This is a genomic window from Melioribacter sulfuriphilus, from assembly GCF_051488685.1.
Lineage (GTDB): Bacteria > Bacteroidota > Ignavibacteria > Ignavibacteriales > Melioribacteraceae > Melioribacter.
The window spans coordinates 1-26,648 of the sequence record NZ_JBPSEH010000012.1; the positions used below are offsets into that span (position 1 = coordinate 1).

29 protein-coding genes and 2 tRNA genes are annotated in these 26,648 nt (G+C 36.4%); 26 read left to right on the forward strand and 5 right to left on the reverse strand.

What is annotated here, in order from left to right; genetic code table 11:
• Positions 1-187: 187 nt before the first annotated feature.
• A tRNA-Gly gene (locus ACSSV9_RS13600) sits at positions 188-260 on the reverse strand.
• 134 nt (positions 261-394) lie between these two features.
• Positions 395-928, reverse strand: a complete 534-nt coding sequence (locus ACSSV9_RS13605) for a DUF2179 domain-containing protein (protein ID WP_437347809.1) — start codon at positions 926-928, stop codon at positions 395-397.
• 44 nt (positions 929-972) lie between these two features.
• Here ACSSV9_RS13605 and ACSSV9_RS13610 point away from each other — a divergent pair, with 44 nt between their 5' ends.
• The 6 genes from ACSSV9_RS13610 (at position 973) to ACSSV9_RS13635 (ending at position 4,777) form a co-directional block, all read left to right on the forward strand.
• Positions 973-1,617, forward strand: coding sequence for a protein-L-isoaspartate(D-aspartate) O-methyltransferase (locus tag ACSSV9_RS13610; RefSeq protein WP_437347810.1), 645 nt, complete (start codon positions 973-975; stop codon positions 1,615-1,617).
• Positions 1,602-2,519, forward strand: a complete 918-nt coding sequence (miaA, locus tag ACSSV9_RS13615) for a tRNA (adenosine(37)-N6)-dimethylallyltransferase MiaA (protein WP_437347811.1) — start codon at positions 1,602-1,604, stop codon at positions 2,517-2,519. Before ACSSV9_RS13610 ends, miaA begins: the two co-directional genes overlap by 16 nt.
• Before the next feature lie 59 nt (positions 2,520-2,578).
• Positions 2,579-3,680, forward strand: a protein-coding gene (prfB, locus tag ACSSV9_RS13620; RefSeq protein ID WP_437347812.1) for a peptide chain release factor 2 whose coding sequence is annotated in 2 segments (ribosomal slippage) — positions 2,579-2,635 and positions 2,637-3,680 — 1,101 coding nt in all. Because the reading frame shifts where the segments join, the coding sequence is not laid out codon by codon here.
• On the forward strand, positions 3,680-4,009 hold the full coding sequence (locus tag ACSSV9_RS13625) for a Crp/Fnr family transcriptional regulator (RefSeq protein ID WP_437347813.1): 330 nt from the start codon (positions 3,680-3,682) through the stop codon (positions 4,007-4,009). Before prfB ends, ACSSV9_RS13625 begins: the two co-directional genes overlap by 1 nt.
• 19 nt (positions 4,010-4,028) lie before the next feature.
• Positions 4,029-4,442: a secondary thiamine-phosphate synthase enzyme YjbQ gene (locus ACSSV9_RS13630; RefSeq protein WP_437347814.1), complete on the forward strand. Its 414-nt coding sequence runs from the start codon at positions 4,029-4,031 to the stop codon at positions 4,440-4,442.
• Between the two features lie 8 nt (positions 4,443-4,450).
• Complete coding sequence (locus tag ACSSV9_RS13635; protein ID WP_437347815.1) at positions 4,451-4,777, forward strand: MGMT family protein; 327 nt, start codon at positions 4,451-4,453, stop codon at positions 4,775-4,777.
• A 2-nt stretch (positions 4,778-4,779) separates the two neighbouring features.
• On the opposite strand, the gene ACSSV9_RS13640 is transcribed toward ACSSV9_RS13635, so the two are convergent.
• Together ACSSV9_RS13640 and ACSSV9_RS13645 are read right to left on the reverse strand one after the other, a co-directional pair.
• Positions 4,780-5,679: a toast rack family protein gene (locus ACSSV9_RS13640; RefSeq protein WP_437347816.1), complete on the reverse strand. Its 900-nt coding sequence runs from the start codon at positions 5,677-5,679 to the stop codon at positions 4,780-4,782.
• 12 nt (positions 5,680-5,691) lie between these two features.
• The gene (locus ACSSV9_RS13645; protein ID WP_437347817.1) at positions 5,692-6,105 is read right to left on the reverse strand and encodes a PspC domain-containing protein; all 414 of its coding nucleotides are present in this window, start codon (positions 6,103-6,105) and stop codon (positions 5,692-5,694) included.
• A gap of 106 nt (positions 6,106-6,211) precedes the next feature.
• Here ACSSV9_RS13645 and ACSSV9_RS13650 point away from each other — a divergent pair, with 106 nt between their 5' ends.
• From ACSSV9_RS13650 to ACSSV9_RS13710, 13 genes are all read left to right on the forward strand, one after another.
• Positions 6,212-7,852, forward strand: coding sequence for an NAD+ synthase (locus tag ACSSV9_RS13650; RefSeq protein ID WP_437347818.1), 1,641 nt, complete (start codon positions 6,212-6,214; stop codon positions 7,850-7,852).
• A 52-nt stretch (positions 7,853-7,904) separates the two neighbouring features.
• The gene (locus ACSSV9_RS13655; protein WP_437347819.1) at positions 7,905-9,656 is read left to right on the forward strand and encodes a protein-disulfide reductase DsbD family protein; all 1,752 of its coding nucleotides are present in this window, start codon (positions 7,905-7,907) and stop codon (positions 9,654-9,656) included.
• Positions 9,657-9,739: 83 nt separating this feature from the next.
• Positions 9,740-11,581 carry a 2-oxoacid:acceptor oxidoreductase subunit alpha gene (locus tag ACSSV9_RS13660; protein ID WP_437347820.1) on the forward strand — a complete coding sequence of 614 codons (1,842 nt, stop codon included), beginning with the start codon at positions 9,740-9,742 and terminating at the stop codon, positions 11,579-11,581.
• On the forward strand, positions 11,571-12,602 hold the full coding sequence (locus ACSSV9_RS13665; RefSeq protein WP_437347821.1) for a 2-oxoacid:ferredoxin oxidoreductase subunit beta: 1,032 nt from the start codon (positions 11,571-11,573) through the stop codon (positions 12,600-12,602). The genes ACSSV9_RS13660 and ACSSV9_RS13665 overlap by 11 nt, the downstream gene beginning before the upstream one ends.
• A gap of 93 nt (positions 12,603-12,695) precedes the next feature.
• Positions 12,696-13,682 carry a DHH family phosphoesterase gene (locus ACSSV9_RS13670; RefSeq protein ID WP_437347822.1) on the forward strand — a complete coding sequence of 329 codons (987 nt, stop codon included), beginning with the start codon at positions 12,696-12,698 and terminating at the stop codon, positions 13,680-13,682.
• Complete coding sequence (locus ACSSV9_RS13675) at positions 13,683-15,194, forward strand: leucyl aminopeptidase (protein ID WP_437347823.1); 1,512 nt, start codon at positions 13,683-13,685, stop codon at positions 15,192-15,194.
• Positions 15,195-15,236: 42 nt separating this feature from the next.
• Positions 15,237-15,434, forward strand: a complete 198-nt coding sequence (locus ACSSV9_RS13680; protein ID WP_437347824.1) for a dodecin family protein — start codon at positions 15,237-15,239, stop codon at positions 15,432-15,434.
• 16 nt (positions 15,435-15,450) lie between these two features.
• Positions 15,451-15,930: a peroxiredoxin gene (locus tag ACSSV9_RS13685; protein WP_437347825.1), complete on the forward strand. Its 480-nt coding sequence runs from the start codon at positions 15,451-15,453 to the stop codon at positions 15,928-15,930.
• Positions 15,931-15,946: 16 nt separating this feature from the next.
• Positions 15,947-16,414, forward strand: coding sequence for a thioredoxin-dependent thiol peroxidase (bcp, locus tag ACSSV9_RS13690; protein WP_437347826.1), 468 nt, complete (start codon positions 15,947-15,949; stop codon positions 16,412-16,414).
• Positions 16,411-16,818: a 6-carboxytetrahydropterin synthase gene (locus tag ACSSV9_RS13695; RefSeq protein ID WP_437347827.1), complete on the forward strand. Its 408-nt coding sequence runs from the start codon at positions 16,411-16,413 to the stop codon at positions 16,816-16,818. Before bcp ends, ACSSV9_RS13695 begins: the two co-directional genes overlap by 4 nt.
• Positions 16,778-17,386: a GTP cyclohydrolase I FolE gene (gene folE, locus ACSSV9_RS13700; protein ID WP_437347828.1), complete on the forward strand. Its 609-nt coding sequence runs from the start codon at positions 16,778-16,780 to the stop codon at positions 17,384-17,386. The genes ACSSV9_RS13695 and folE overlap by 41 nt, the downstream gene beginning before the upstream one ends.
• Positions 17,383-18,090, forward strand: a complete 708-nt coding sequence (locus ACSSV9_RS13705; RefSeq protein WP_437347829.1) for an SDR family oxidoreductase — start codon at positions 17,383-17,385, stop codon at positions 18,088-18,090. The genes folE and ACSSV9_RS13705 overlap by 4 nt, the downstream gene beginning before the upstream one ends.
• The gene (locus ACSSV9_RS13710; RefSeq protein ID WP_437347830.1) at positions 18,087-18,797 is read left to right on the forward strand and encodes an SDR family oxidoreductase; all 711 of its coding nucleotides are present in this window, start codon (positions 18,087-18,089) and stop codon (positions 18,795-18,797) included. Before ACSSV9_RS13705 ends, ACSSV9_RS13710 begins: the two co-directional genes overlap by 4 nt.
• Before the next feature lie 42 nt (positions 18,798-18,839).
• Here the strand turns inward: ACSSV9_RS13710 and ACSSV9_RS13715 are convergent, their stop codons facing one another.
• Positions 18,840-19,298 carry a Spy/CpxP family protein refolding chaperone gene (locus ACSSV9_RS13715; protein WP_437347831.1) on the reverse strand — a complete coding sequence of 153 codons (459 nt, stop codon included), beginning with the start codon at positions 19,296-19,298 and terminating at the stop codon, positions 18,840-18,842.
• 116 nt (positions 19,299-19,414) lie between these two features.
• On the opposite strand from ACSSV9_RS13715, the gene ACSSV9_RS13720 reads away from it, so the two are divergent.
• The 7 genes from ACSSV9_RS13720 (at position 19,415) to ACSSV9_RS13750 (ending at position 26,641) form a co-directional block, all read left to right on the forward strand.
• The gene (locus tag ACSSV9_RS13720; protein ID WP_437347832.1) at positions 19,415-19,969 is read left to right on the forward strand and encodes an RNA polymerase sigma factor; all 555 of its coding nucleotides are present in this window, start codon (positions 19,415-19,417) and stop codon (positions 19,967-19,969) included.
• Positions 19,956-20,486, forward strand: coding sequence for a hypothetical protein (locus ACSSV9_RS13725; RefSeq protein ID WP_437347833.1), 531 nt, complete (start codon positions 19,956-19,958; stop codon positions 20,484-20,486). Before ACSSV9_RS13720 ends, ACSSV9_RS13725 begins: the two co-directional genes overlap by 14 nt.
• Positions 20,487-20,505: 19 nt before the next feature.
• Positions 20,506-20,961: a hypothetical protein gene (locus ACSSV9_RS13730; protein WP_437347834.1), complete on the forward strand. Its 456-nt coding sequence runs from the start codon at positions 20,506-20,508 to the stop codon at positions 20,959-20,961.
• Between the two features lie 70 nt (positions 20,962-21,031).
• Positions 21,032-21,115 (forward strand) — tRNA-Leu (locus tag ACSSV9_RS13735).
• 34 nt (positions 21,116-21,149) lie between these two features.
• Positions 21,150-21,908, forward strand: a complete 759-nt coding sequence (locus ACSSV9_RS13740) for a tetratricopeptide repeat protein (RefSeq protein ID WP_437347835.1) — start codon at positions 21,150-21,152, stop codon at positions 21,906-21,908.
• Between the two features lie 183 nt (positions 21,909-22,091).
• Positions 22,092-25,064 carry a tetratricopeptide repeat protein gene (locus tag ACSSV9_RS13745; protein WP_437347836.1) on the forward strand — a complete coding sequence of 991 codons (2,973 nt, stop codon included), beginning with the start codon at positions 22,092-22,094 and terminating at the stop codon, positions 25,062-25,064.
• Positions 25,061-26,641: a TonB-dependent receptor gene (locus tag ACSSV9_RS13750; RefSeq protein ID WP_437347837.1), complete on the forward strand. Its 1,581-nt coding sequence runs from the start codon at positions 25,061-25,063 to the stop codon at positions 26,639-26,641. The genes ACSSV9_RS13745 and ACSSV9_RS13750 overlap by 4 nt, the downstream gene beginning before the upstream one ends.
• The last annotated feature ends 7 nt before the right edge of the window (positions 26,642-26,648 follow it).

Here is a 26,648-nt window from a genome sequence, read left to right on the forward strand (position 1 = left end):
AGACCTTCGCCTTAGACCACTTGGCTACGCCGCCCAATTAAAAAAATTAGAAGAACAAATTTACTGGCGGTCGGATTCGCCCGCCTAAGGCGGGTTACACAATTTTAGTTAAACCACCAGTAGCTGCCAACAAATTGAAAATTGTATTACATAAAAAAGAAATCCCGATATAATCGGGATTTGCTTGAGCGGGAAACGGGACTCGAACCCGCGACATCAACCTTGGCAAGGTTGCGCTCTACCAACTGAGCTATTCCCGCAAAATGCTATTAAGAGATTAAGCATTATTTGCTATAACTCTTAATTTCTGCTTTTTCTCAACTTTTATAAGAACGAGCTTACTAAAATTTTGTGCGTAAATATAACACTCTAATTGATATCACGCAATAGCTTTTTAAACTCTTGGTCCGTGAGTATATCCTCTGAATGGACGAGAATGTTGAATTGTTATGAATGCGTGCTTATCAATTGTTTCCACGATTTTCATTATTTGTTTTAGTTGTTTTCTTTTAATAATTGCTATTAATATTGAAACGCCGCCCGAACTACCTTCTGCGGGTAAAATAGTTACACCAAACTTCGCTTTCCTTAATGCATCTGCAATTTTATCGGTGTAGTACAGAGATATGATATTAATCTGAACATAACCAACTGCAATTTTTTCTTCAAGGGTTATGCCCATTATATTACCGATAGAAAAACCAGCTGCGTATCCGATTAAATTAACTGTGTTATCCATATGAGCCACAATATATCTCATCGCAAAAATCCAGATTAATACTTCGAAAAAACCAGTTACTGCGGCGTGGTATTTTTTAGCTTGAACAACGAGCATAGTTCTTAATGTACCAAGTGTGACGTCGCAAATGCGCATTAGCATTATAATTACTGCTCCAAATATTATTTCCCAAGAAATAGAGAATTCCATAAATATCTTTTTTTATTTTACTTTTGTAGTATAAAAAAATTTTAATGGTAATGTACGAAGAAGAAAGAAAAGAATTAGTAGAAAATTTAAAGAAAAAGGGTATAAAAGACGAAAAGGTACTCGAAGCAATCTTTAATGTAGAGCGGCATCGGTTTGTACCAGAAATAGTAGCACCTCATGCTTATAACGATGTGGCTTTGCCAATTGGTTACGGTCAGACAATATCCCAACCTTATACGGTTGCCATTATGACCGAAACACTTGATGTCCAACCTTCTCAGAAAATTCTTGAAATTGGCACTGGATCGGGTTACCAGGCGGCTATATTAAATTATTTGGGTGCAAGAGTATTTACTATAGAAAGAAATCACAATCTTTATAATAGAGCCCTTAAAATATTTGATGAACTAAACCTGAAGATTGCTGCAAGATGTAGCGACGGTACCTTAGGTTGGGAAGAATATTCACCTTATGACCGTATTATAGTTACAGCTGGCAGCCCCTCTGTTCCTACTCAACTAAAAAAACAATTAAAAATAGGCGGAAAACTTGTTATACCTGTAGGCGACAGAACTTCGCAAGTGCTTAATGTGTTGAACAAAATTTCAGAAGACAAGTTTGAAGTTCAGGAGATCCCTTACTTTGCTTTTGTCCCCTTAATTGGAAAAGAAGGATGGCGGGAAAAGTAATTTTAATTGTTGGGCCAACATGCTCTGGTAAAACTAAATTAAGTTTGAAACTTGCAAAAATTCTAAATACAGAAATAATTTCTGCCGATAGCAGGCAAATTTACAAGTATCTTAATATTGGCACAGCAAAACCGTCTGAAGAAGAATTGAAATCAATCAGACATCATTTTATCGATTATCTCGAACCTGATGCTACTTACAATGTTAGCAAGTATGAAAAGGAAAGTTTACATATAATAACAAATTTGATTTATAAGAATAAAATTCCCATCGTTGTCGGTGGTTCAGGGCTCTACATCAAGGCAATTGTGGATGGAATTTTTGATACAGCTGATACAGATGAAGAATACAGAGCATATCTAAAAGAGATAAGGACGAGATTTGGAAATGAATATTTATACAAAATGCTCGAAATGATTGACCCTCTGAGTGCACGGAAAATGCTACCTCAGAACTGGAAAAGAGTGATGAGAGCTCTCGAAGTTTTCCATATAACAGGAAAATCGATTGTAAAACTCCAAAAGGAATACGAAAGGGAAACAGATTTTGAATTCCTTCAGTTTGGATTGCTCTGGGAACGTAGCATTCTATATGAAAACATCGAAAAACGTGTGGACGAAATGATAAATCGAGGATTGGTTAATGAAGTCAAAAGAATTCTTAATATGGGATACAGCGAAGAACTCAATTCGTTAAATACGGTTGGATATAAAGAAATTATCAGTTATCTGAACAATAAATTATCATTTGAAGATGCCATCAGATTAATTAAAAGAAATACAAGACGCTATGCCAAAAGACAGATGACCTGGTTCAGGAAAGACGAAAGAATCGAATGGCTGAAGGTTGAAAAAAGCGAAGATATTGATAATCACCTGAATTATATCTTATCAAAAATCTGATAAGAATTTCATTCTAAAAATAAGTTGATTAAATTTGTGTATAAATATCAGGAGAACTAATGGTTGATGAACAACTACGTCAGGTGAGAGATTTAAAGGAGAAGACCGAGAATCTAAGGGGGTATCTTTAAATTAGAAGAAAAACAAAAGGAAATTGACGAAATACAAAAATTAAGCGAAGCCCCAGATTTCTGGAACGATCAAAAAAGAGCCCAGTCATTATTACAAAAAAGTAAATCTTTGCAAAATTGGATCGATATGTGGAACGAGCTAAAAGAAAAAGTCGATCACATCAAGGAATTTACTGAACTTGTTAAAGCCGAAGAAGACGACTCGTTTATTCCGGAAATTAACAAAGAGCTTGCTGAAGCAGAAAAGCTTTACAGTCAACTTGAAATGAAAAGTATGTTAAGCGGAAAAGACGACGATAAAAATTGTATACTCACAATACATTCAGGAGCCGGTGGAACCGAAGCACAGGATTGGGCAGAAATGCTAATGCGTATGTATATGAGATGGGGCGAGCAAAACGGTTATAAAATGTCGATTATCGATTTTCTCGAAGGTGACGGCGCGGGAATTAAAAGTGTTACTATCGAAGTAGAAGGACCCTACGCTTACGGTTACCTGAAAGCAGAAACTGGCGTTCATCGCCTTGTTAGAATCTCTCCTTTCGATGCAAATAAAAGACGTCATACTTCTTTTGCTTCTGTATTTGTCATTCCTGAAGTCGACGATTCAATAGATATCGAAATAAATCCCGCTGATCTTCGCATCGATACTTATCGATCAGGCGGCAAAGGCGGACAAAACGTTAATAAAGTTGAAACTGCCGTTAGAATTACGCATATTCCAACAGGTCTTGTTGCTGCTTGTCAGTCAGAACGATCGCAGTTGCAAAATAAAACAAATGCTATGAAATTGTTGAAAGCGAAGTTATATCAACTGGAGCTTGAAAAACAACAGGCAGAAATGAACGAGATTGAAAAAAATAAAATGAAAATCGAATGGGGAAGTCAAATTCGTTCCTATGTTTTTCATCCATATAATCTGGTTAAAGACCACCGTACTGGTTATGAAACTTCCGATACGCAAGCTGTAATGGACGGCGAAATTAATGAATTTATTAAGCAGTACTTGTTAATGTATTCGCAGAATTGATGTCAAAATTAAAAAAATATCTGAAAGGAGAAACAATTGCCCACGAGGGAGAAAAGCCGCGAGGACTTTTTATCCTTGTCGATGGGAAAATTGGAATATTTAAAGGAAACAAGAAGGTTGCTGAATTCGATAAAGAAGGAACAGTCGTAGGCGAAATGAGTCTTATACTAAAAAAAGAACGTACTGCATCAATTGTTGCGCTTGAAGATTCAAAACTGTTGGCTGTTGAAGGTCAAATCGACGATATAATAAAACTCTATCCCGATATTACAAAAAAAATACTTGTCAGCCTAGCAGAAAGGCTGGCAAAAGCTACCGAAAATATTTAGCAATAAATTGGTAAGGGAAATGAAAAGTTACACCGAATACCTCTGGTTTAATACAAGTAAAAAAAGGGAGTATATCAACATAACATCAGAAGTAGAAAAAGCTCTTGTAAAAAGCGGCATTCGCGAAGGGATGGTTCTTGTTTCGGCAATGCATATAACCGCTGGAGTTTACGTCAACGATGCTGAAAGTGGACTGATTCAGGATATCGACGAGTGGCTCGAACATCTGGCTCCTTATAACCCCAATTACAAGCATCATCGTACTGGCGAGGATAATGGTGATGCTCATTTGAAAAGTTTATTAGTTCATCACGAAGTTATTATTCCTGTTACCGAGGGGCGTCTTGATTTTGGTCCGTGGCAGCAGGTTTATTATGCCGAGTTCGACGGGCAAAGACGTAAAAGGGTAATTATTAAAATAATTGGCGAATAAGAATCCAAGTGAAAAGAAAAAAAGATTTTTTCGATAAAGTTTATTCTATTGTGGAAAAAATACCCAAAGGCAAAGTTACGACCTACGGGGCAATTGCCGAAGCATGTGGCATTAAATCATCTGCACGCACTGTAGGCTGGGCTTTGAACAGTGCAAAAAATTCTTCCTTACCCTGTCACAGAGTTGTAAACAGGTTCGGAGCACTCACTGGTAAAATTCACTTTGGCGACCCGAATTTGATGGAAAACCTACTCCGTTCCGAAGGCGTCGAATTCGACGAGGACAATTGTGTAATTATGTCGAAATATTTCTGGCACCCTAAAGAAAATAAATAGTTTCAATACCTTTTTAGATTAAACGAAGAAATTCCCCCTTTAATAAAGATGTCAATTTTTTTCTTTGCAGTGTCGTAATTCGCCGATTTATAGTAACCAGGATTAACTTTTTCAATTCCTTCGAGATTGCGCGATACAAGAAATAAATCACTTTTCATACTGCACGCAGAATTTTCAGGAATGTATAGGGTAAGTTTTGCAGCGCCCATTTCGACATCCATTAAAGTAGTCTCATATTTATCGCCTAATTTAACAACAACGTCCGAAGCTCCTGTCTTAATGCTAATACTACGTGTTTTGAGATTCCTTAAATCGAAACGACCTTTTGCGGCTCCAAAATTGAGGTTGAAATCCCAAACTGGTTTATTGTTCAAGTGCAGGAGTAGATTGTTTTTGAACTTCTTCCCGTCAATAACAATATCATGTTCTCCATCCAGTTCGATATCGAGATATGCAGTCGAGTCATCTGTATAAGAATGAATGTTATAATCTGCAAGTGCGCCCTGGACTTCAGTTTCATAAAATTTGTCAGTTAAGTTATCAATTTCAAAATATCCTGCGCCCGAATTAAAATTCAAACTGGCATACTTGACTTCAGGCAATTGATCTTGTTTGTATTCGGTGTAATCATCAGTACTGTCAGTATAAATTTCACATCCATTGAAAATATTGATAATAAATCCGAACAATAACACAGCCATAAAGATGCCGAAGAGAAGATTAATTAAATGACGTATGAAAGAATCTTTGAAAATTATAAGACTGCCCCAGAAAACAAAAATTAATGGCCAGATATTCCAGATAAAATCATAGTTTGATTGAATCCAATCGTATTTGTATGAAAAAGTAAGCGCACCGATTGTAAGAAAGAAGAAACCCCAAAATAATTGTCTACTTTTCATAATTCACCTCGTCTATTTACGCGTAGAATTCCAAATTAGAAATATGCCTATTACAATCAGAGCAATTGGAAGTAAATCTTCGAAATCGAATGCTGCAATATACTGTTCTGCCAGAAGCAGTAAACCGATAATGATAAGAATTATTCCAAGAATTGTTCTGCCTTTGCCACCCGATTGCGGGTAACTTTCCTGCAGGTTCTCGGCATCGACGTCTTCTTTGTTGATGTTGTAAGTCAACTCGAAAGGTTCTTCGGGAATAACAATCCAGAGAATGATATACAAAAGAAAACCAAATCCGCTAATTAATGCTACTATAACAAATATAACCCTTATGAGAACCGGATCGAGCTCAAAATATTCTGCCAAACCGCCGGCTACACCTCCAAAGATTCGATGTTTTCTGGAGCGATATAATTGTTTCCGCATGACGACCTCCTTTGGGTTAATTTCGATTATTAAGACGATCGAATTAACCAAAAGTTTGAATTCTATTCAGGAGTTACTAATTTTAGTACAACAATATGATAACATTATGAAAATTGCCGTTTTTCAAGCTAATCCGATTATTGGAGATTTACAAGGGAACAAAGAAAAAATTGTAAGAGGATATAAAAAAGCAACAGAAGATGGCGCTGACCTTGTAGTCTTTCCTGAGTTATTTCTCCCCGGTTATCCTCCGCTCGATCTGGTTGAAAAAAAAGAATTTCGAAGTGCAGTTTCTGAATACGCTTATAGTATTGCTTCATTAACCAATAGCACTGGATTAATTTTCGGTTCGATAACGGAAGATTATCAGGAAGTAGTCGGTACAGGAGTTTATAATTCTGCATTACTCTGCTACGAAGGGAAAATACAATTTGTCCAGAGTAAATCATTGATTCCCAACTATGATGTATTTGACGAAGTTCGATATTTCGAGCCCGCAAAGAAAATTCAGGTACACCCATTTAAAAATGAAATACTTGGTATTTCCATTTGCGAGGATATATGGAACGATGCTGACTACTGGAAAAAAAGAAGATATGAAATCGACCCTGTACAACGACAGGTGGATTTAGGTGCCAGTTTACTTATTAATATCTCAGCAAGTCCATATGCGTATGGTAAGAGAAAACAAAAATATGATATGCTAAATCTCTTGACAAAAAACGACAGAATACCGTTGGTTTATGTATGTTGTGTGGGTGCACAGACAGATTTGATTTTCGACGGCGCTAGCATGTGTTTTGACTCTACTGGTCGATTATGTATGATGGGTAAAACCTACGAGGAAGATTACTTTATCTACGATACTACAGCTAATTACGAGGAAGTTACTCAAATCGAGTCATCATTTGAAAAAGAAATACTCGATGCCTTGATTATGGGATTGCGCGAGTACGGTAAAAAAACTGGTTTTAATAAAGCACTGGTCGGTTTAAGCGGAGGTATCGACTCTGCTCTTGTGACCTATATCGCAGTTCAGTCTTTTGGAAAAGAAAATGTTCATGTTGTACTTATGCCTTCACAATTTTCAAGTCGCGGCAGTATTGACGATTCTCTGAAACTAATCGAAAATTTGGGCATCTCACACAACATAATTTCAATTCAGCCTGTATACGAAAAAATTTTGGAAATGCTAAACGTGATCTTCGAAGGCAAACCGTATGATGTTACGGAAGAAAACATACAGGCAAGAATTAGAGGAATTTATTTAATGGCGATTGCGAACAAGTTCGGTTATCTACTTTGTTCAACCGGCAATAAATCCGAATTAGCAGTGGGATATTCAACTCTGTATGGCGATATGTGTGGCGCAATAGAAGTCATCGGCGATGTTTATAAAACGCAAGTCTATAAACTTGCAAAATATATAAATAGAAATGAGGAAATTATTCCTGAAAAAATAATTTCAAAAGCACCTTCTGCTGAATTAAGACCAAACCAAAAAGACCAGGATACACTCCCACCCTATGAAATCCTCGACCGTATACTGCAGCTATATCTGGAAGAACAAAATGAAATTAATGAAATTAACGAAGAGATTAACGATTATGATACAGTCTATAAAGTATTGAGAATGGTCGACTTGAATGAATTTAAACGTAAACAGGCTCCGCCGGTATTAAGAGTATCAACCAAAGCATTCGGTTACGGTAGGCGGTATCCAATCGTGCAGGGTTGGAGAAAATAATATATGAACTTTTAAGATTGATCGAATCGTTTACATAAAAAATGGTAGCTCTATGAAAATAAAACTTCTTTTAGTTCTTTTCCTTCCACTCATTATATCAGCACAATTCGGTTTGCAAAAAAATATTGTAAAGATGGAATTGGTGGAAGGTCAGGATATAGCTTATCCTAATTCAAATTATAAATTTGCTGTTAAACTCGAAATTTCCGAAGGATGGCATATCAATTCTGATAAGCCTAAGGAAGATTTTCTTATACCAACAAATCTTGTAAGTGTGGATCCACGATTCCAGTTTGCTGAGATTGTGTATCCCACTTCAAAAGATCTGAAATTTGAATTTTCAGAAAAACCTGTTTCAGTGTTCGACGGCACTCTATATATCGGTGTTCTTTTAAGAATAGATGCCGGTCTTAAAGAAGGCGATTATCAAATCCCAATAAATATTACATATCAGGCATGCAATAACCAAAGTTGTTTGCCACCAACGAGTTTGACCGATACTTTGCTTATAAAAGTTGTCAATGAAGATACGCCTATAACTGAATTAAATTCGGAGATAATGGGAACTATCGATTTTGGTAAGACGAACATAGATCAGAATAATGAGAATACTATTGCATCTACACTGGAATCGAGTGGTCTACTGCTGAGTCTCTTGTTTGTTTTTTTGGGAGGATTGGCATTGAACCTTACGCCCTGTGTTTATCCATTAATACCAATAACTGTTGGTTATTTTGGAGGTCAGAGCGAAGGCAGAACAGGAAGGCTGTTCCTTCTTGGAGTTTTGTATGTACTCGGTATGGCTATAACTTATTCAGTAATTGGTGTAATTACAGCACTTAGCGGGGCAGTGTTTGGAAGCCTTTTACAGAATACAATAATTATTATTGGGATAGCATTAGTTTTCGTTGCACTATCATTGAGCCAGTTTGGTGTCTATGAATTCAAGCTACCTGATTCTTTGGTGATGAAAGCTGGAGGAGCAAAGGCAGGATTTTTCGGGGCATTTTTTATGGGACTAACGATGGGTATTGTTGCGGCTCCGTGTATTGGTCCTTTTGTATTGGGACTGGTTACATACGTTGCAGCAAAAGGCGACCCTTTATACGGATTCTGGCTCTTTTTTGTAATGGCTCTGGGTCTCGGGCTACCTTATCTCTTCTTGGCACTCTTTTCTGGTAAGATTAAAAAATTACCACGTGCAGGCGACTGGATGGAAGGTGTCAAACATATATTCGGATTATTGCTCCTCGGAATGGCTGTCTATTTTATTGCCCCCTTGTTCCCAAAAGATATCAATACTTACTTCCTGCCAGTTTTTGGTATTGTGGCGGCATTGATATTATTGGTTTTCGATAAGACTGCAAATAACATCAGGGGTTTTAAAATCTTTAAAGTTATTTTTTCTTTGGCTGTGCTTGCAGTGTCGATTTATTCATTGGTGCCTTCCTCCAAACCTGAATTGCCATGGGAAAGTTTTTCCGATGAAAAATATCAGGCATCGCTTGATAATAGAGAGAAAATCATCATCGATTTTTATGCCGATTGGTGCATCCCCTGCAAAGAATTGGAGGCTATTACTTTTGCAGATAGTAAAGTTGCCGAGAAGATGAAAGAATTCAGACTTTTTAAAGTAGATATGACACAAACAATGTCTGCCGAAACTGAAAGACTCAGGAACAGATTTAATATTCTTGGTATGCCTACCATATTAATTATCGATTCAAGCGGCAGGGAAATAAAAAGATTGACAGGTTTTTTAGAGCCGGAAGAATTTTTTGAAATTATAAATTTAGTTGAATAAAAATAGGCATTTAATTTTGAATATAGTTTTCATATTTTAATAATCGACAAAAAGATAAATTAACTTATTTAAGAGAAAGAAAAATGGCAAAAGAAAGTAAAATAGTTGAAGATGTAACAGTGCGATTCGCTGGTGATTCCGGCGACGGTATGCAATTAACCGGGACACAGTTTACAGAAACTACAGCAATAGCAGGTAACGATTTAAGCACACTGCCCGACTTTCCCGCTGAAATCCGAGCACCTGCAGGCTCGCTTTCGGGTGTAAGTGGATTTCAACTTCATTTCAGTAGTAGTGATATTCAAACGCCAGGAGATTCTCCTGACGTCCTTGTGGCCATGAATCCAGCTGCGCTTAAAGTTAATTTGCCTGATCTAAAACCAGGCGGCACTATTATAGTTAATATCGATTCATTCGACGATAAAAACTTACGCCTTGCAAAGTATAATTCAAATCCTCTCGAAGACGGATCATTAAGTAATTATAATGTGATTCAGATCCCCTTGACACAGATGACTATGGAAACACTGAAAGATATGGACCTTTCAGTAAAAGATAAGGAGAAGTGTAAGAACTTTTTTGCTCTCGGTTTAATGTATTGGATGTACAATCGACCCATCGAGGTAACTCTTAACTGGCTTGAAACAAAATTCAAGAATAAACCCGAAATTATGGAAGCCAATAAAAAAGTTCTTATGGCTGGGTATCATTTCGGTGAGACTACAGAAATTTTTACAACAAGATATGAAGTTAAAGCTGCAGAGTTACCTAAAGGAAAATATCGAAATATTTCGGGTAACGAGGCTACTGCCCTAGGCTTTATCACGGCTGCACTAAAAAGTGGTTTAAAATTATTCCTTGGTTCTTATCCAATAACGCCGGCTTCAGAAATTTTGCATGAATTAAGTAAGTACAAAAATTATGATGTCATTACATTCCAGGCTGAAGATGAAATTGCCGGAATTAGTTCTGCACTTGGCGCCTCTTTTGCAGGTGCACTTGGTATTACAACTACTTCAGGACCTGGCTTTTCTTTGAAAAGTGAAGCCCTTGGACTTGCTGTCATGACTGAATTACCGCTGGTTGTAGTTGACGTTCAAAGAGGTGGACCCAGCACAGGCTTGCCCACAAAAACCGAACAGGCCGATTTATTACAGGCATTCTTTGGAAGGCACGGCGAAGCACCTGTGGCAGTCTTAGCAGCAAAAAGTCCGGCGGATTGTTTCTTCTCTGCAATTGAGGCTTCCAGAATTGCGATTAAATACATGACGCCAGTTATTCTTTTAACAGATGGATATCTGGCATTGGGCTCTGAACCCCTCAGAATTCCGGAATATGATGAATTACCGAATATCGATGTTAAATTCCGTACCGACCCTGAAGGTTTTTATCCTTATCTGAGAGACGAAAAATTGAGCAGACCCTGGGCAATACCAGGTACCCCAGGCCTGGAACACCGCATCGGTGGTTTAGAAAAACAAAACATCTACGGGTCAATCAGCTACGAACCGGATAACCACGAAGAAATGGTAAAAATCAGAAAACAGAAAATTGATAATATCGCAAATGATATTCCTGAACTTGAAGTAGATGGTAACGAAACTGACGATTTATTGATCCTTAGTTGGGGCAGTACATACGGAGCTATTAAGGAAGCAATTCGTAATGTTCGTAAAAAAGGTTATAAGGTAGCTCATGCTCATTTGACTTATCTGAATCCATTCCCACGAAATATTAAAGATGTACTCAATAGATATAACAAGGTACTAATTCCAGAACTTAATACAGGCCACCTTGCATTATTGATTAAAGGTCGCTTTTTGAAAGACGTCATTCAATTAAACAAAATAAAAGGACGTCCTTTCAAAGTTGCCGAAATTGAAAGTAAAATATATGAAGTACTTGGAGGTACTAATGGAAACTAAGAATATTGAGATAAAACCAAAATATACTGCCAAAGATTTTGCATCTGATGTAGATGTTAAATGGTGTCCAGGCTGTGGCGATTATTCGATATTAGCACAGGTTCAGAGAACAGCTCCTGATTTCGGTGAACTGAAAGAAAATATAGTTTGGGTTTCGGGTATCGGCTGTTCGAGCCGCTTTCCATATTATATGAATACTTATGGCTTCCACGGCATACATGGCAGAGCTGCTGCAATTGCGACGGGTGTAAAACTGGCTAATCCAAAATTGCAGGTCTGGGTTGCTACAGGCGACGGCGATTCATTGAGTATCGGTGGAAATCATTTCATACATGCCTGCAGAAAAAACATCGATATCAAAATTGTCCTTTTTAATAATAAGATTTACGGACTGACAAAAGGGCAGTATTCTCCTACGTCTGAAAAAGGAAAGATTACTAAATCTTCTCCTTATGGTACAGTTGATTTTCCATTTAATGCAATTAAACTTGCTGATGCTGCCGGTGCAACATTTATTGCCAGAACTATCGACAGAGAACCCAAACATATGCAGGAAATGTTGAAAAGAGCTGCCTCGCATAAAGGTCTTGCTTTTATTGAAGTCTATCAAAATTGCCCGATCTTTAACGACGGCGCTTATGCACCTCTTACTGACAAAAATACTAAAGAAGACTATGTCCTCTATCTCGAACACGGGAAACCGTTGGTATTCGGTAAAAATAAGGACAAAGGAATTAAGCTGGATGGACTGAACCCTGTGGTTATTAATCTTAATGATGGAAAACATTCTGTTAACGATTGTTGGGTACACGACGAATTCGACACAAATCCCACAAGAGGCTTCATACTGGCAAGATTTATCGATATCGAAAATATGCCAACTCCCGTTGGAGTATTCCGTCAGATTAACAAACCTACTTACGATGAGGAATACTGGAAGCAGGTTGATTATGTCAAATCAAAAAAAGGCGCAGGCGACTACAATAATTTAATGTTTAGTGTGAACACCTGGGAAGTTTAACAAAAATAAAATAGGGGGCTGCAGAGTTTGCAGCCCCCACTTTTTTTATTTCTCACCATTTCAATATTTTTATTTCTTAAAAGAATTTCTGTTATGAACTATTTTACCGAATTGAAAAATATTCTGGATTCTTACGAATCTTTTACAATTACCTCGCATGTTAATCCCGATGCGGATGCAATCTGTTCCGAACTTGCATGCTTCTTCCTTTTACAAAAATTAAATAAAAGAGTTAGAATTATTAATTATAGCCCAACACCAAACAACCTTAAGTTTCTGGATGCAAACGGGGATGTGGAGCAATATGATCCCGAAAAACACGACAATTACATTTTAAGCTGCGAAGTAATTTTGTTCCTCGATTTGAATAGTATAAGCAGAACAAAAAGGATGGAAAACGTTTTGCGAAATTCGAAAGCCAGGAAGGTATGCATCGATCATCATCAGGAACCCGAAAATTCTTTTGATTTATTGTTGGTGGATACGAATGCCGCTGCCACTGGTGAAATATTATACGATTTTATTAAATCTACTAAAATTTCCGAAATCGACTATCGGATAGCATTACAGCTCTACAGTGCTATTATGACCGATACAGGTTCTTTCCGTTACGAAAGGACTTCACCAAAGATCCACACAATTGCTGGCGAGCTTATTCAAAAAGGTGTTAATCCTACCGAAGTTTATGACAAAATTTATAATCAAACTGACCTTAATATTTTGCGCTTGCTCGGCAAATCAATTAGTAATATAAATACCAATTTGAAAGGCAGTCTGGCATATATGATCATAACAAAAGACGACCTAAATCAGTACGGAGTCAATGAGAGCGATGTAGACGGCTTTGTTACATATTGTATGTCCATTAAAAATGTAGTAATTGGTCTACTTTTTCTGGAATTGGACGATGGTATTAAAATTAGTTTCCGTTCTAAAGGAGATATTAAAGTAAATAAATTGGCTGCTGAATTCGGAGGTGGTGGACATATAAATGCTGCCGGTGCCAGACTTTACGATAAAGATATGAATAAAGTAGTAAATGATGTTATACTGAAAGCTCAAAAATATATTGGAGGTTAAATGTTATTTGACCTTAAAATCAATGCAAAAGATGACGAAATTAAATTTGGCAAAAAATCACTCCTTCTGAAATTCTTTATCGATACACCAAGATTGAATAACCAACTGAATAGTTTCTTTCAACTTCTGGATTTGAATATTCATCCCCTTTATAAAGAAAAATTTCTCGAGGAAGAAACCAGCGAAATTACTTTTCATTCCGCTAAAGACGAACCTGTGGCTGTTATTCTTAAAAAAATAAAAAAGGACAAAAAATTAAATTCCGATTTTTTTCGTGATTATCTTGCAGGTTTAATACCCAAACTAAAGAATGAACCGATAGATTCAATTACTATAATTGTTCCACAATTTACAGATTTTGAAAAATATTATATCGGAGAAAAACACTTTCTTCGTACTCTGGCAGAAGGTTTACACCTTGGCAATTATTCATTCGATCGTTACAAAACTAATGCTAAAAAGTCTACACAGCTTGAAGTTAATCTTCATTATCGAGATAAGAATTTACTCAAACAGGTATTGAATGAAACGAATTATATAATGAATGCGGTTTATCTTGCACGGGATCTGGTTAATGAACCTGCAATTAAATTAACGCCGTCGGAACTGGCTTTGCGCACGAAAAAAGAACTTGCACTGCCAGGTGTAAAAGTTGCTGTATGGGATAAGAAGGAACTCGAAAAGAAGAAAATGAATGCAATCTTAGCTGTAGGAGGCGGAAGCAGCAATCCCCCCTGTATGATTATAATTCATTATAAACCGGAGAAGACAATCAAGAAAAAAATTGCGCTGGTAGGGAAAGGTGTAACTTACGATTCAGGTGGCCTATCGATCAAGCCAACGTCTGGTATGCTTGATATGAAAGCTGACATGGCAGGCGGTGCAGCAGTAATTGGAGCAATAAAAGCAGCCGCATTATTAAAACTTCCCGTTGAGTTAATCGGAATAATTCCCGCTGTCGAAAATATGGTTGGTGGAAATTCATATAAACCAGGAGATATAATTGAATCTGCTTCTGGTAAAACCATCGAAGTTAAAGATACGGACGCCGAAGGAAGAATAATTCTTGCAGATGCTCTCTATTACGCTTCAAAACTAAAGCCGCAAGAGATAATTGATTTAGCGACTTTAACGGGTGCCTGCGTGGTCGCTCTGGGTGAAATCGCAGCAGGTCTGTTTACTGAAAGCAATGAATTGGCAAGTGGACTATTGAAAGCATCCGAAACGACATTTGAAAGACTCTGGCAGTTGCCATTCTGGAGTGAATACGAAAAAATGATTGAAAGTGAAATTGCAGACGTAGCAAATCTGGGCCCACGCTGGGGCGGGGCGATCACCGCTGCTAAATTCTTGCAAACATTTGTCGAACCCGACATCCCATGGGCCCATATCGATATTGCAGGACCTGCAATAAAACATAAATCAAGTTCATATACTGAAAAATACAATACAGGTTTCGGAGTAAGGTTGATAATTGATTATTTATTACATACAATTAATGGCGGCAAATAATTATTCTTAATTTTGAACTAAAAATAAAATGAGGGAGTTTATATGAGTAAATCATTTGAAGTTATTGAAAGAGTCGGAATTTCGAATGAGAGCATTTCCGACGCAATCAAAAACGTTCTTAAAGAAGCTAATGAAGAAAAGCCCGTCGCCTGGTTTGAAGTAGTTGAACAAAGGGGAAGAATGACTTCAGACGGCAATGTGGAATTTCAAGTGAAAATTAAAATTGGACGTAAATCATAAAAAGAAAGGTATAAATATGGCTTTAAATATAGGTGACAGAGCACCAGACTTTGCATTAAAAAATGCAGACGGTACAACATACAGACTTTCAGAATATAAGGGGAAGAAAAACGTCGTATTGCTCTTTTTCCCTGCTGTCGGCACTTCGGTATGCGAAAAAGAACTTTGCTCGACACGCGACAGCATGAAAGATTATGAAAGTCTTGACGCACAGGTATTTGCTATAAGTGTTGATGGTCCATTTGCCCAGAAACTCTGGGCAGATAAACACCAGTTCAACTTCCCTCTGCTCAGTGACTTCAATAAAGAAGTATCAAAACTATATGACGCTTATTACGACGTATGGTTGCCCGGCAAATTCGACCTGAATGGAGTTTCAAAAAGAGCCGCATTTGTAATTGATAAAAACGGCATCATTCAGTACGCCGAAGTATTAGAAAATGCAGGCGAAGAACCGAATTACAATGCTATAAAAGAAACATTAAACAAAATTTAGTAATTGAGGGTAAAAAATGATTGAGGAAGGTAAAAAAGCCCCAGCTTTTACTCTGCCCGACCAAAACGGCAAAAAGATATCCTTGAAAGATTTTAACGGTAAAAAAGTAGTGCTTTACTTTTATCCAAAAGATAATACCAGCGGCTGTACAAAAGAAGCATGCGACTTCAGGGATGCTTTCCCGGATTTTCAGAAAATAGACGCTGTCGTAATTGGTATTAGTCCAGATTCGGTAGAATCCCACAGAAAGTTTGCTGACAAATATAAACTCCCCTTTATTCTATTGAGCGACGAAAAAAAAGAAGTACTTGAAAAGTATGGGGTCTGGAAGGAAAAGTCGCTCTACGGAAAGAAATATATGGGAGTTGAAAGAACAACCGTAATTATTGATGAAAACGGAAAAATAATTAAGATCTTTCCGAAAGTAAAAGTAAACGGACATTCGGAAGAAGTATTAAAAGCAATTCAAGATTACGGGAAATGATTTACATTACAAGAAGAGAAGTATTTTCGGCTTCACACCGTATTTATAATCCAGAGCTGAGTGACGAAGAAAATTATCGTCTTTATGGCAAATGCAGCAATCCAAACGGACACGGACATAATTACATTCTCGAAGTAACAATTGCGGGCGAAGTAAATCCTAAAACCGGTTATTTAATTGACCTGAAAAAATTGAAGTCGATAATACGTGAAAATGTAATCGACCTGCTCGACCATAAAAATCTCAACTTAGATGTCGAGTTTTTGAAGAATAAAATTCCAACTTCAGAAACAATCGTGTCCGAAATATGGAAACAGCTTGTCGACAAAATACCAGAGGGCAAACTCTACTCAGTTAAACTTTATGAAACAGAGAACAACTATATTGAATATAGAGGAGAATAAGTTGGATAGAAAAGTGGTGGAAAATGCAGTCCTTGCAATACTAAATGAAATTGGTGAAGATCCTTCGCGGGAAGGACTCAAACGCACACCTCACCGCGTAGCTAAAGCCTATGAATTCCTGATGCAGGGTTACAACAAAAAAATCGAGGAGATACTTAACGGTGCCATTTTCGAAGAAAAATACGATGAGATGGTCATTGTTAAAGATATCGACTTTTACAGTATGTGTGAGCATCACATGCTTCCTTTCTTCGGTAAAGTTCATATAGCATACATTCCTAATGGAAAGATTGTAGGGCTGAGTAAACTTCCGAGAATTGTAGATGCTTTTGCAAGAAGGTTACAGGTTCAGGAGAGAATGACTCAACAAATTGCTGATACAATTGATGAGTATCTAAATCCCGCAGGCGTAGCCGTTGTAATTGAAGCTTATCACATGTGTATGATGATGCGCGGAGTAGAAAAACAAAATTCTATCACTACCACAAGTGCTATGCACGGATTATTTTCAGAAGATACTCGCACTCGTTCAGAATTTCTTAATCTCATTGCTCAAAAGAGGATATGATGAAAGAATTAAAAGAAGCTGTATGGATTACCGGTGCAAGTTCCGGCATCGGGAAAGAATTGGCTCTCACATTTGCCAGCAAAAATCATACAGTGATTGCTACTGGCAGAAGGCTTCATTTACTCGAAGCCCTAACTTCCGAAAATCCATTAATTGTCCCTTCAAAACTCGACGTTTCGGATTACACAGAGGTAAACAATTTTTACAGGGAATTTTCCTCCAACTATAAAATCAATGTTTTAATAAACAATGCAGGCCTTACTTCCTTTGAAAAGGCAGAGAATGATTCGATTGACACTATTAAGAAAATTATCGAAGTAAATCTGCTCGGATCAATCTATACAATCAAATCGATATTGCCCGATATGATTCAAAGAAAAGAAGGAACCATTATCAACATCCTTTCGGTAGTTACTAAGAAAATTTTTAAAAACAGTAGTGCTTATTCTGCATCAAAAAGTGGATTGTATGCCTATCTTAATGTTCTCCGCGAAGAAGTGAGAAAGTATAACATCAGGATTATTAATGTAATTCCGGGTGCAACAAAAACGCCAATATGGGACAGTTCAATTCTTGAAAAATATTCGCACAGAATGATGCCTCCCCGGGAAATTGCAAATCTTATTTATGACCTATCTATATTAAAAAGTAATATTGTAACAGAAGAAATAATTCTCAGACCTAAGGAAGGCGATCTGGAATGAAAGATGAAGTTACTATTGTAACTGGTGCCTCAAGGGGAATTGGTAGAGCAATTGCAATTAGGTTGGCAAAAGACGGCGGTAAACTGGTCTTAATTGGCAGGGATAAAAATAAACTTGAGGAAACAGTAAAAATTGTGTCGGATCAGGGAGCAGTAGCTGTTTCTTATGTGGGAGATGTTTCGAATAAAAGTTTTATTGAATATACTGTGAAAGACGTTATCGATAAATTCGGTAAAGTGGACAATTTGATTAATAATGCAGGTGTAGCAATATTTAAAAAATTTGTCGACACTTCTTTTGACGACTTTATGCTCCAGATGAATGTTAATATGTATGCAGTTTTCAATTTTACTAAACTCGTAGTTCCTTTTATGATAGAGAATAAAAGGGGAACCATCGTTAATATTTCTTCTTTAGCGGGAAAGAATCCATTTGTCTACGGCACTACTTACTCGGCTACAAAACATGCCTTAATGGGTTTTACAAAATCCTTAATGCTCGAATTGAGAGAATTTAATATACGCGTTGCTGCTGTATGTCCAGGCTCTGTACAGACAGATATGATTATTGATACGCCTGTTGCGCCTAAGGAGATTTTTAGAGCTTTAAAACCCGAAGAAGTGGCAGAAACAGTAGCTTTGATTATCAACTTACCTGGAAATGCTCTCGTAAGTGAAATTGAAATTAGACCCACTAAACTGAAATGAAAAAGGTACCCTTCTCTTAAAGGGTACCTTTTATGCTCACGATTATCTGCGCCATCTATTGAAGCGCGGTTGGCCTTCGCAATAATTATTGTTGAATCTTTTACCAAACCCGTAATAATCGTTTCTGTATTTTGCCCATAATTCTTTCTGGTTGTCGTCGAGTAAATTATAAACAGCCAGCCAGTGCTTTGCGGTTTCGGTTCTTATATTTGAACGTAAAGTATTGGACTTTTCGACAAGCTGCATATATTGTTTTTCGTCAATCTGACTTTGAGATTTCATTTTTCTCAATTCAAGACGATTCTTTTGGAGTTCGGCTTTAAGATCGATTAGTTTTTCTCTTAATTCGTATCTTAATTCGTCAATCCGTTTTTGTTGTTCTTCTGTCAGATTCAATTTATCGCAAAGGGGCATTCGACCTTTTCCATCAAAAGGCTGGGCAATGTTTAAGGCCGGCACTACAAGCAAAAGTACCAATACGAGTGAAAATAATTTTTTCATTTTGTTGTCTCCTTGATTAATTTTGAATTCGATCATTTGACATCAGCTTCTTTCGGTAGGTTTAATTAAACCTTAATGACGGCTAAAATGTCTATTAAATAGTCAATACTTATGCTATGAATAAAGATAACGATTTTGAACTGGTAAATAGATTTAAGGCAGGGGATGAAACTGCTTTCAATGAAATTGTCAGAAAGTACCAGAAAAGGATTTACTGGCATGCACGACAAATGCTGGGAGATCATCTCGATGCCGACGAAGTGACACAACAAGTGCTGATTGTGATATATGAAAAGTTAAATACTTTCAACTTTCAATCGTCGCTCTTTACGTGGATATACAGAATTGTTACTACAAGAAGTCTCAATCTTTTGAAAAGAAAAAATATAAAAAGATTTTTCTCGATAGATGACGACAACATAGATTTCGATTTAAAATCGGAGGTTGATATTGTTAAAGATGTCGACAATAAACAAAAATTGGAACGTCTTCAAAAAGTAATAAAAAAATTACCACCAAAACAAAAGCAGGTTTTTGTTATGCGCAATTTTGATGAACTTTCTTATGAAGAAATTTCACAGATAACAGGAACGAGCGTAGGTGGACTGAAAGCAACATATTTCCATGCAATAAAAAAAATAATGGAGCTGATGAACAATGAAAATAAGTGAAGAAATATTAAGGTATTATTCGGATTTAATGACCGAAGAAGAAAAGAAATTGCTGGAGAAAAAAATATCCGATCTCCCCAGTATGAAAGAGGAGTTCGATAAAGCCGGAAAATTAATAGAACGCTTAAGGGATTGCTCCAATATTGAGGTGGACGAAAGCTATTTTATTAATCTTCTTCCCAGGGTAAGAGAAAGGCTTAATATACGTAAGGGGCGAGTTGTTTTCGAAAAAATTGCATATGCTCTTTCTATCTCCGTATTTGTAGCATTCACATTAATTATTTCATTTCTCAACGCCCCATTGAACACTGAAATGAACTATTCTTTAGAGCAGGAAGAAATCATAAGAAACTTGGTAACTGATTATCTAACTGTAGATAATTTTACAGATGATTATACGATAGATATTCAAACAGTAGATGTTGAAGACAACCAGCTGGTTGATTATCTTTTGTCGGACGATAATTTGATTACAGAACTTTATATTGATACTGATTTGCTGCTTAATGAACAATGATAAAACAAAAGGTGAAATCATGAAAAAAATCATTATGCTTATCATACTTACAAGCTTTGCTTTATATGCACAAGACGAATGGCAACAGCGCAAAGGGTGGGAAGAGTATAAAAAATTTGATCAGTTCGAAAAAGCTAAGATCATCGAAATTCTCGATCTGAACGAGGAAGAGTCTGTCCGATTTTTTGCAAAGAGGAATGAATATAGAAATGAGGTTAGAAAACTACTGGAAAAAAGAAACGACTTGGTTCAGGATTTGGAAACTAATCTCGAAAAAAAGAATCAGGATAAAAACTATTACAAAAAAGCTGTCGCCGAAATTAATTCTATTGATGTGAAAATCAACGAGGAAAAACAAAAATTTTACCGTAGTCTGGAAGAAATTCTTGACGCAGAAGAAATTGCCAGATTGATTGTTTTTGAATACACGTTTCGGCGAGATATGGCTCGAAAACTGATGAAGCGGGGTAGATAAAAATTTCCAGTTCTTTTAAAATTGGGTTGCATTTTTGATAATATGAAATTATTTTTTGACCCGTTAATATGCGGAAGTGGTGAAATTGGTATACACGCTACTTTGAGGGGGTAGTGCCCGTTAGGGCGTGCGGGTTCGAGTCCCGCCTTCCGCACAAGCTCTTTTTATAATAAGATGAGGATGACATCATGAAAAAAACCCGCTCTTTTGTTTTGTCACTGGCATTAGTTTTAATTGCTTTTTCACTTTATGCTCAGGAGATGCCAAAGGAAGCAGCTAAGGCTTACAACGAAGGAAATCAATTTCTTAAAGCCGGCAATTACGAAAATGCTATAAAAAAATACCATGAAGCTCTTCAATTCTCTAAAGATTACAGAATATTCTATCAGTTAGGAGTTGCTTATAAAAAACAAAATAAATTATCCGAAGCAGAAGAGGCATTCAAAAATTCCATCAAAAGTAATTCCGAATTCAATCTCGCTTATAACGGATTAGGCGGTACATATTTTCTCGAAGGAAAATATCAGGAAGCCGTCGAAGCATTCAAAAAGTTTGCAGAACTTACAAATAAAAAATCTCTTAAGGATCAGGCTAATGAAAATATTGCAAGAGCATATGTAAAATTAGCCGAAACATCCAAAAAAGACGGTAATTATCAGAAAGCTATCGAGCAGCTTCGAGAAGCAATTAAGTTTAATGAATTCGATGCTGCTTACGTATTACTGGCTAATACATTATACGAAAACGGTGATTACGACGAGGCAATCAAAGCTGCCGATAAAGTAATTTCAATGAATTCCAAACTCAAAGGCGCAGCTTATTACTACAAAGGTCTTGCCTTAAAACAAAAGCAGGATACAGAAAAAGCTAAAGAATATTTTGAACTAGCTAAAAAAGACCCGCAATACAAAAAACTCGCCGAATACGAATTGAAGTTCCTGAGATAATTGAAAATAAACTAATAAAAAGTCGGCTCCTTGAGCCGGCTTTTTTTTATTTAAATCAGGAACGTAGCTAACAGGAGTTTGTATAAGAAACTAAATTATAAGCATATTATCATTATTTTTTATACAATTGTGATTAATTTTCTCGAGGCATATTTAATAGTTCTTATAAAAAGTTCGGATTAAATGAAACAAAAAATAATATTATTATCTTTATTGACGTTTTGCCTCGCAACTGTTAAGGCACAGTCGTTAGAAGAAATTCTTGATAGAGCAACAGAGCTTTACAATCAAAAAAATTATTCCGACTCATATCGCTACTACTCATTAATCATCCATTCTGAAGGAGCAAACGACAGATTAAAAGCGGTAGCTTTATACTATGCTGGAGAAAGTTTAATAAAAACATCTGATTACGCGGCGGCTGCAACTCAATTTGAAACTCTTATTTCCGATTACCCATTCTCAAATTATCATGAACTCTCACTTCTACGTCTTGGTGAAATCTACTATCATACTGGAGCCTATCGAAAATGCAGGGAACGACTTTTTTATTTCATCGAAAAGTATCCTGAAAGCAGTCATAAGGGTACAGCCTATTTCTGGCTTGGCGAATCATATGCTGCAGAAAATAAATTCTATGAAGCAGTAGAGCACTTCAACTTAAGCATATCGAATGCCCAGACAAACAAACATCTCGTGAATGCCATCTATTCGTTGGGCACAGTCTACGAAAAATTGGGCGATTATCAGGAAGCCATTTCCAATTACGACGAACTATTGTCGTACTACAATAATAGCGAACTGGCTCCACTGGCACAATTACGTATCGGTATCTGTTATTTTAAGATAGGCGATTATTCCACCGCCACTCTCGAATTGACTAATCCTCTCCTCGGTAATTTAAGCGACCAATTGAAAGTTGAAAAAGATTATTATCTCTCCAATGCTTTTATGAGATTGGGTGAATACGATAAAGCAGAAAAAATAATGTCGAGCTTAATTGCTACTGATATTTCGGAAGAGACAAAACGAAAAATTTTTTATAACATCGGATGGATAAAATTTCAAACCAAAGACTATAAAGGCGCCTATGAGATATTCAACAATTTAAATAAAACAGGCAATGATACAATTTCCGTTTTTTCCTTGTTCTGGAGTGCCGAATCTAAAAGATATATGAACGACAGGGAATCAGCCGAACAGCTCTATCGAGAGTTTATTGAAAATTATCCGAATCATCCTCTGGCTTCAAAAGTAAATTTGAGTAAAGGAGCTTTATTATTTGAATTCGCAACACAAAAAGATGCCGAATCGGTATTAATAAATGCGGCAGCGTCAAACGACATCGAAACTAAAAGCCGCGCGCTAACTATGCTCGGCGAACTTAAGTTGAATGAAAAAAAATATAACGATGCAAGAAATTATTTCAGCGAGACATTGAGAATTAACAATAACCACAACGATTCATATAAACGCGCTAAACTGGGAAAAGGCATTTCTGAATTTTATTTAAATAAATACCGCGAAGCCCTTGACGACATCATTTTTTTGTATAATAAATTTAGAGATTTCGAGAAGGACAAAGTAAACTTTTACATAGCCGAAATTTATATGTCTCTGGGTGATTACGAACAAGCTATCAAACATTATAATCTTGTATCAAGCGACGATCCATTGTTACATAAGCAAGTAATGATAGGTAAAGCCTACGCTTATTTCAACAAAAAGGATTTTCCCAATTCTGTCTATTATTTTAATAACTATTTAAAAAGATACGGCAACGAAAAAATAAGCAGAGAAGTTAAACTGAGACTGGCCGATAGCTATTTCGGTATGAAGAATTTTACAAAAGCCAGTGAGATATACGAGGACTTATTCAAAAAAGAAAATGTCATTACTAATGCTCAAAATTATTATCAATATTGCCAGGCACTCTATAAGGCGGGCAAAACAGCTCAAGCTATAATCGAATTTTCCAACCTGCAAAAATTATTTCCACATTCAAATTATAACGACGACGCTCAATATGTTATCGGATGGATTTATTTCCAGCAGAACCAGTACGACTGGGCAATCGATAATTATTTGAGGCTTATTAAGGAATATCCAAACTCAACACTGATCCCGATTGCTTATTATTCAATAGGCGACTCGTACTACAATATGGGGCAGTATGACTCGGCACTGGTTTATTATGGCAAAGTACTCAACAAGTACCCCAATACGTCATACATAATCGACGCAGTCAATGGCATACAATATGCTTACATCGCCAAAAACGAAATAGAAAAAGCCATAAAAGTAATTGATGATTTTATAAAACAATACCCGGATCAAAAATATAGCGACCAGTTTTATTTGAAGAAGGGTGATATTTATTACAGCATAGGCGATTACAACAAAGCCATTAATGCATACTACGACTTTATAAATAAATACCAGAAGAGCAACATTTTAAAAAACGCATATTACTGGCTGGGTAAAAGCGCTGTTAATACAAAAAATGATACACTCGCCATAGACGCTTTCAACCAGGTGCTTAACTTATCTCTGACATCGGACATTTCAATCTCGGCAGCTTTAGAATTGTCGAACCTTTATTCAACACGGAATCAATTCAATAAAGCTATTGAAGTGTTGAACAAAGTAATTACTAATGCTGGCGAATCGAAAAGAATGCCCGAATTGCTTTTTACTCTAGCATTAATCGAAGCAAAGAGCAATTCTCTGGATAAAGCGTACCAGACATTTGAGAAGGTGATAAATTATTATGATGGTACGCTCTTTGCTGACAAAGCTAAAGTAGAAGTGGCAAAGCTGGAACTGAAACAAAAAAGATATGCAAACGCAATACCTTTATTAAAGGAGGTTGCGGAAAAACGATTAGACGATATTGGGGCTGAAGCTCAATATCAGCTGGGATTAGCTTATATGGAGCAAGGAGAGTTTAATGAGGCAATAACTGCTTTTGTTCGCATCAGGTCTGTGTTTGCTGCTTATGACGAGTGGTTTACAAAGTCTTTGCTCCGACTTGGGGACTGCTATCTCAAATTAAACGATAAAAAATTAGCCAGAGAAATGTACAGAGCGGTTTTAAGAAGACACAACTCCGGAGATTATGCGGACGAAGCAAATAAAAAATTGAAGCTGCTATGAAACGTATTATTTTCTTATTATTTGTTATATCGACTTTTTTAATGGCTCAGGAAGAGCAAAAGAGTATCGAATTGCCAGACTTTGTAATTACCGGAAGTCAATCAATTCAAATACCAAAAGCTGAAAAAGCCAAACCGGAATTAATTCCAATTATCACTAAAGATTTTCTATTGCCTAATTATTCACCCGAATTTATACCCGTACTTATTGAAACCGTTCCTGTTAAAAAAGTACCCCAAATAAACACCAATAATTATTATATCGGAAGATTGAAAGTAGGTCTGGGTTTGTATACTTATCCAACCGGTGAATTGAATTTGTCGGCTCCTTTTGACAATTATTTGTTTGGACTCGACGTGTGGGGTAAAAATATCAAAGAATATACTGATTATGCATATTACAATACTTCCGGCATCTCTCTGAAAAATGATTTCTTCGTGAGTCCGAATTCCGAATTTTTACCAGGAACATCTCTCAGACTCGGTGGATTATATGAACGATTTTCGTATAAATATTTCGGAGCCGTTACGCCAGATTCTTTAAGCAAAAACGATTTAATAAAATTCGACTTGAGCATTAAAAACAAATTTATTCGAAATATTAATTTCGACTTTGATTTTAATGGTCAACAATTCAGACATAACAATTACGACCTGAACGAAAAGTTATTTTCTGGCAAAGCTGAAATGTCTGTTAACTTTTCCCTTTTTTCTTTAGGTGGTAGTGCCGTTCTAAAGAGACAACTGGCAGACCATACAAATCTAAATTATCGCGAAAATTTTTATTCCTTTACAGGTTTTATAAAATTATATTCTCTTTCCAACCTGATTTTAACAGGAGGAATTACATACACATCCGATAAAGATAATTCTGTACTCTATCCGTTTGTGATTTTGAATTACAAACTGAATGAAAGAATGTCAGCATTTGCCGAATATAAACCGCAAGCCGAATTTATTGATCTTCACTCCCTTTATAAACAGAATCCGTATTTAAAGAATATCTCAACCAATAATATCTTTCTTGACAACAAGTTTGCATTTAAGGCCGGACTCAATTATGGGATCGAGAATATTTTTACGGCGGGTCTTTGGACGGAATTTAAGTCGTCAGATAATTTCTATTACTTTCTCGATAGAACGCAAACTGGCTTTTATGATCTTATAACCGAGAACGACGTTAATACTTTTTCAGGAGGAGCCGAATTTATCTTAAATTCCAGGCTCCCTGGATATATCAATCTTAAAGTGGGTTACTATAAAATTACCAATTCAGCCGATATGGAAATTCCATTCCAGCCAAAGCTAAAATTAAGCGCCACATACATCAAAGAAATTATCGGCAATTTAAATATTTTTCTGTCATATCTATTTATGAAGGGAGCTTTTACTGATATTGACAATAATAATATTCTTCCCGATTATCATAATTTGTCAATTAAGATAGATTACGAATTGTTTGATAATTTATATCTCTGGATCGATTTTCAAAACATCCTGAATAAAAGTAATTTTGTGTATCCGAATTATCGTGAAAAGCCGTTTGATTTGATCGGGGGTGCAACTTATAGATGGTAAGAACGAA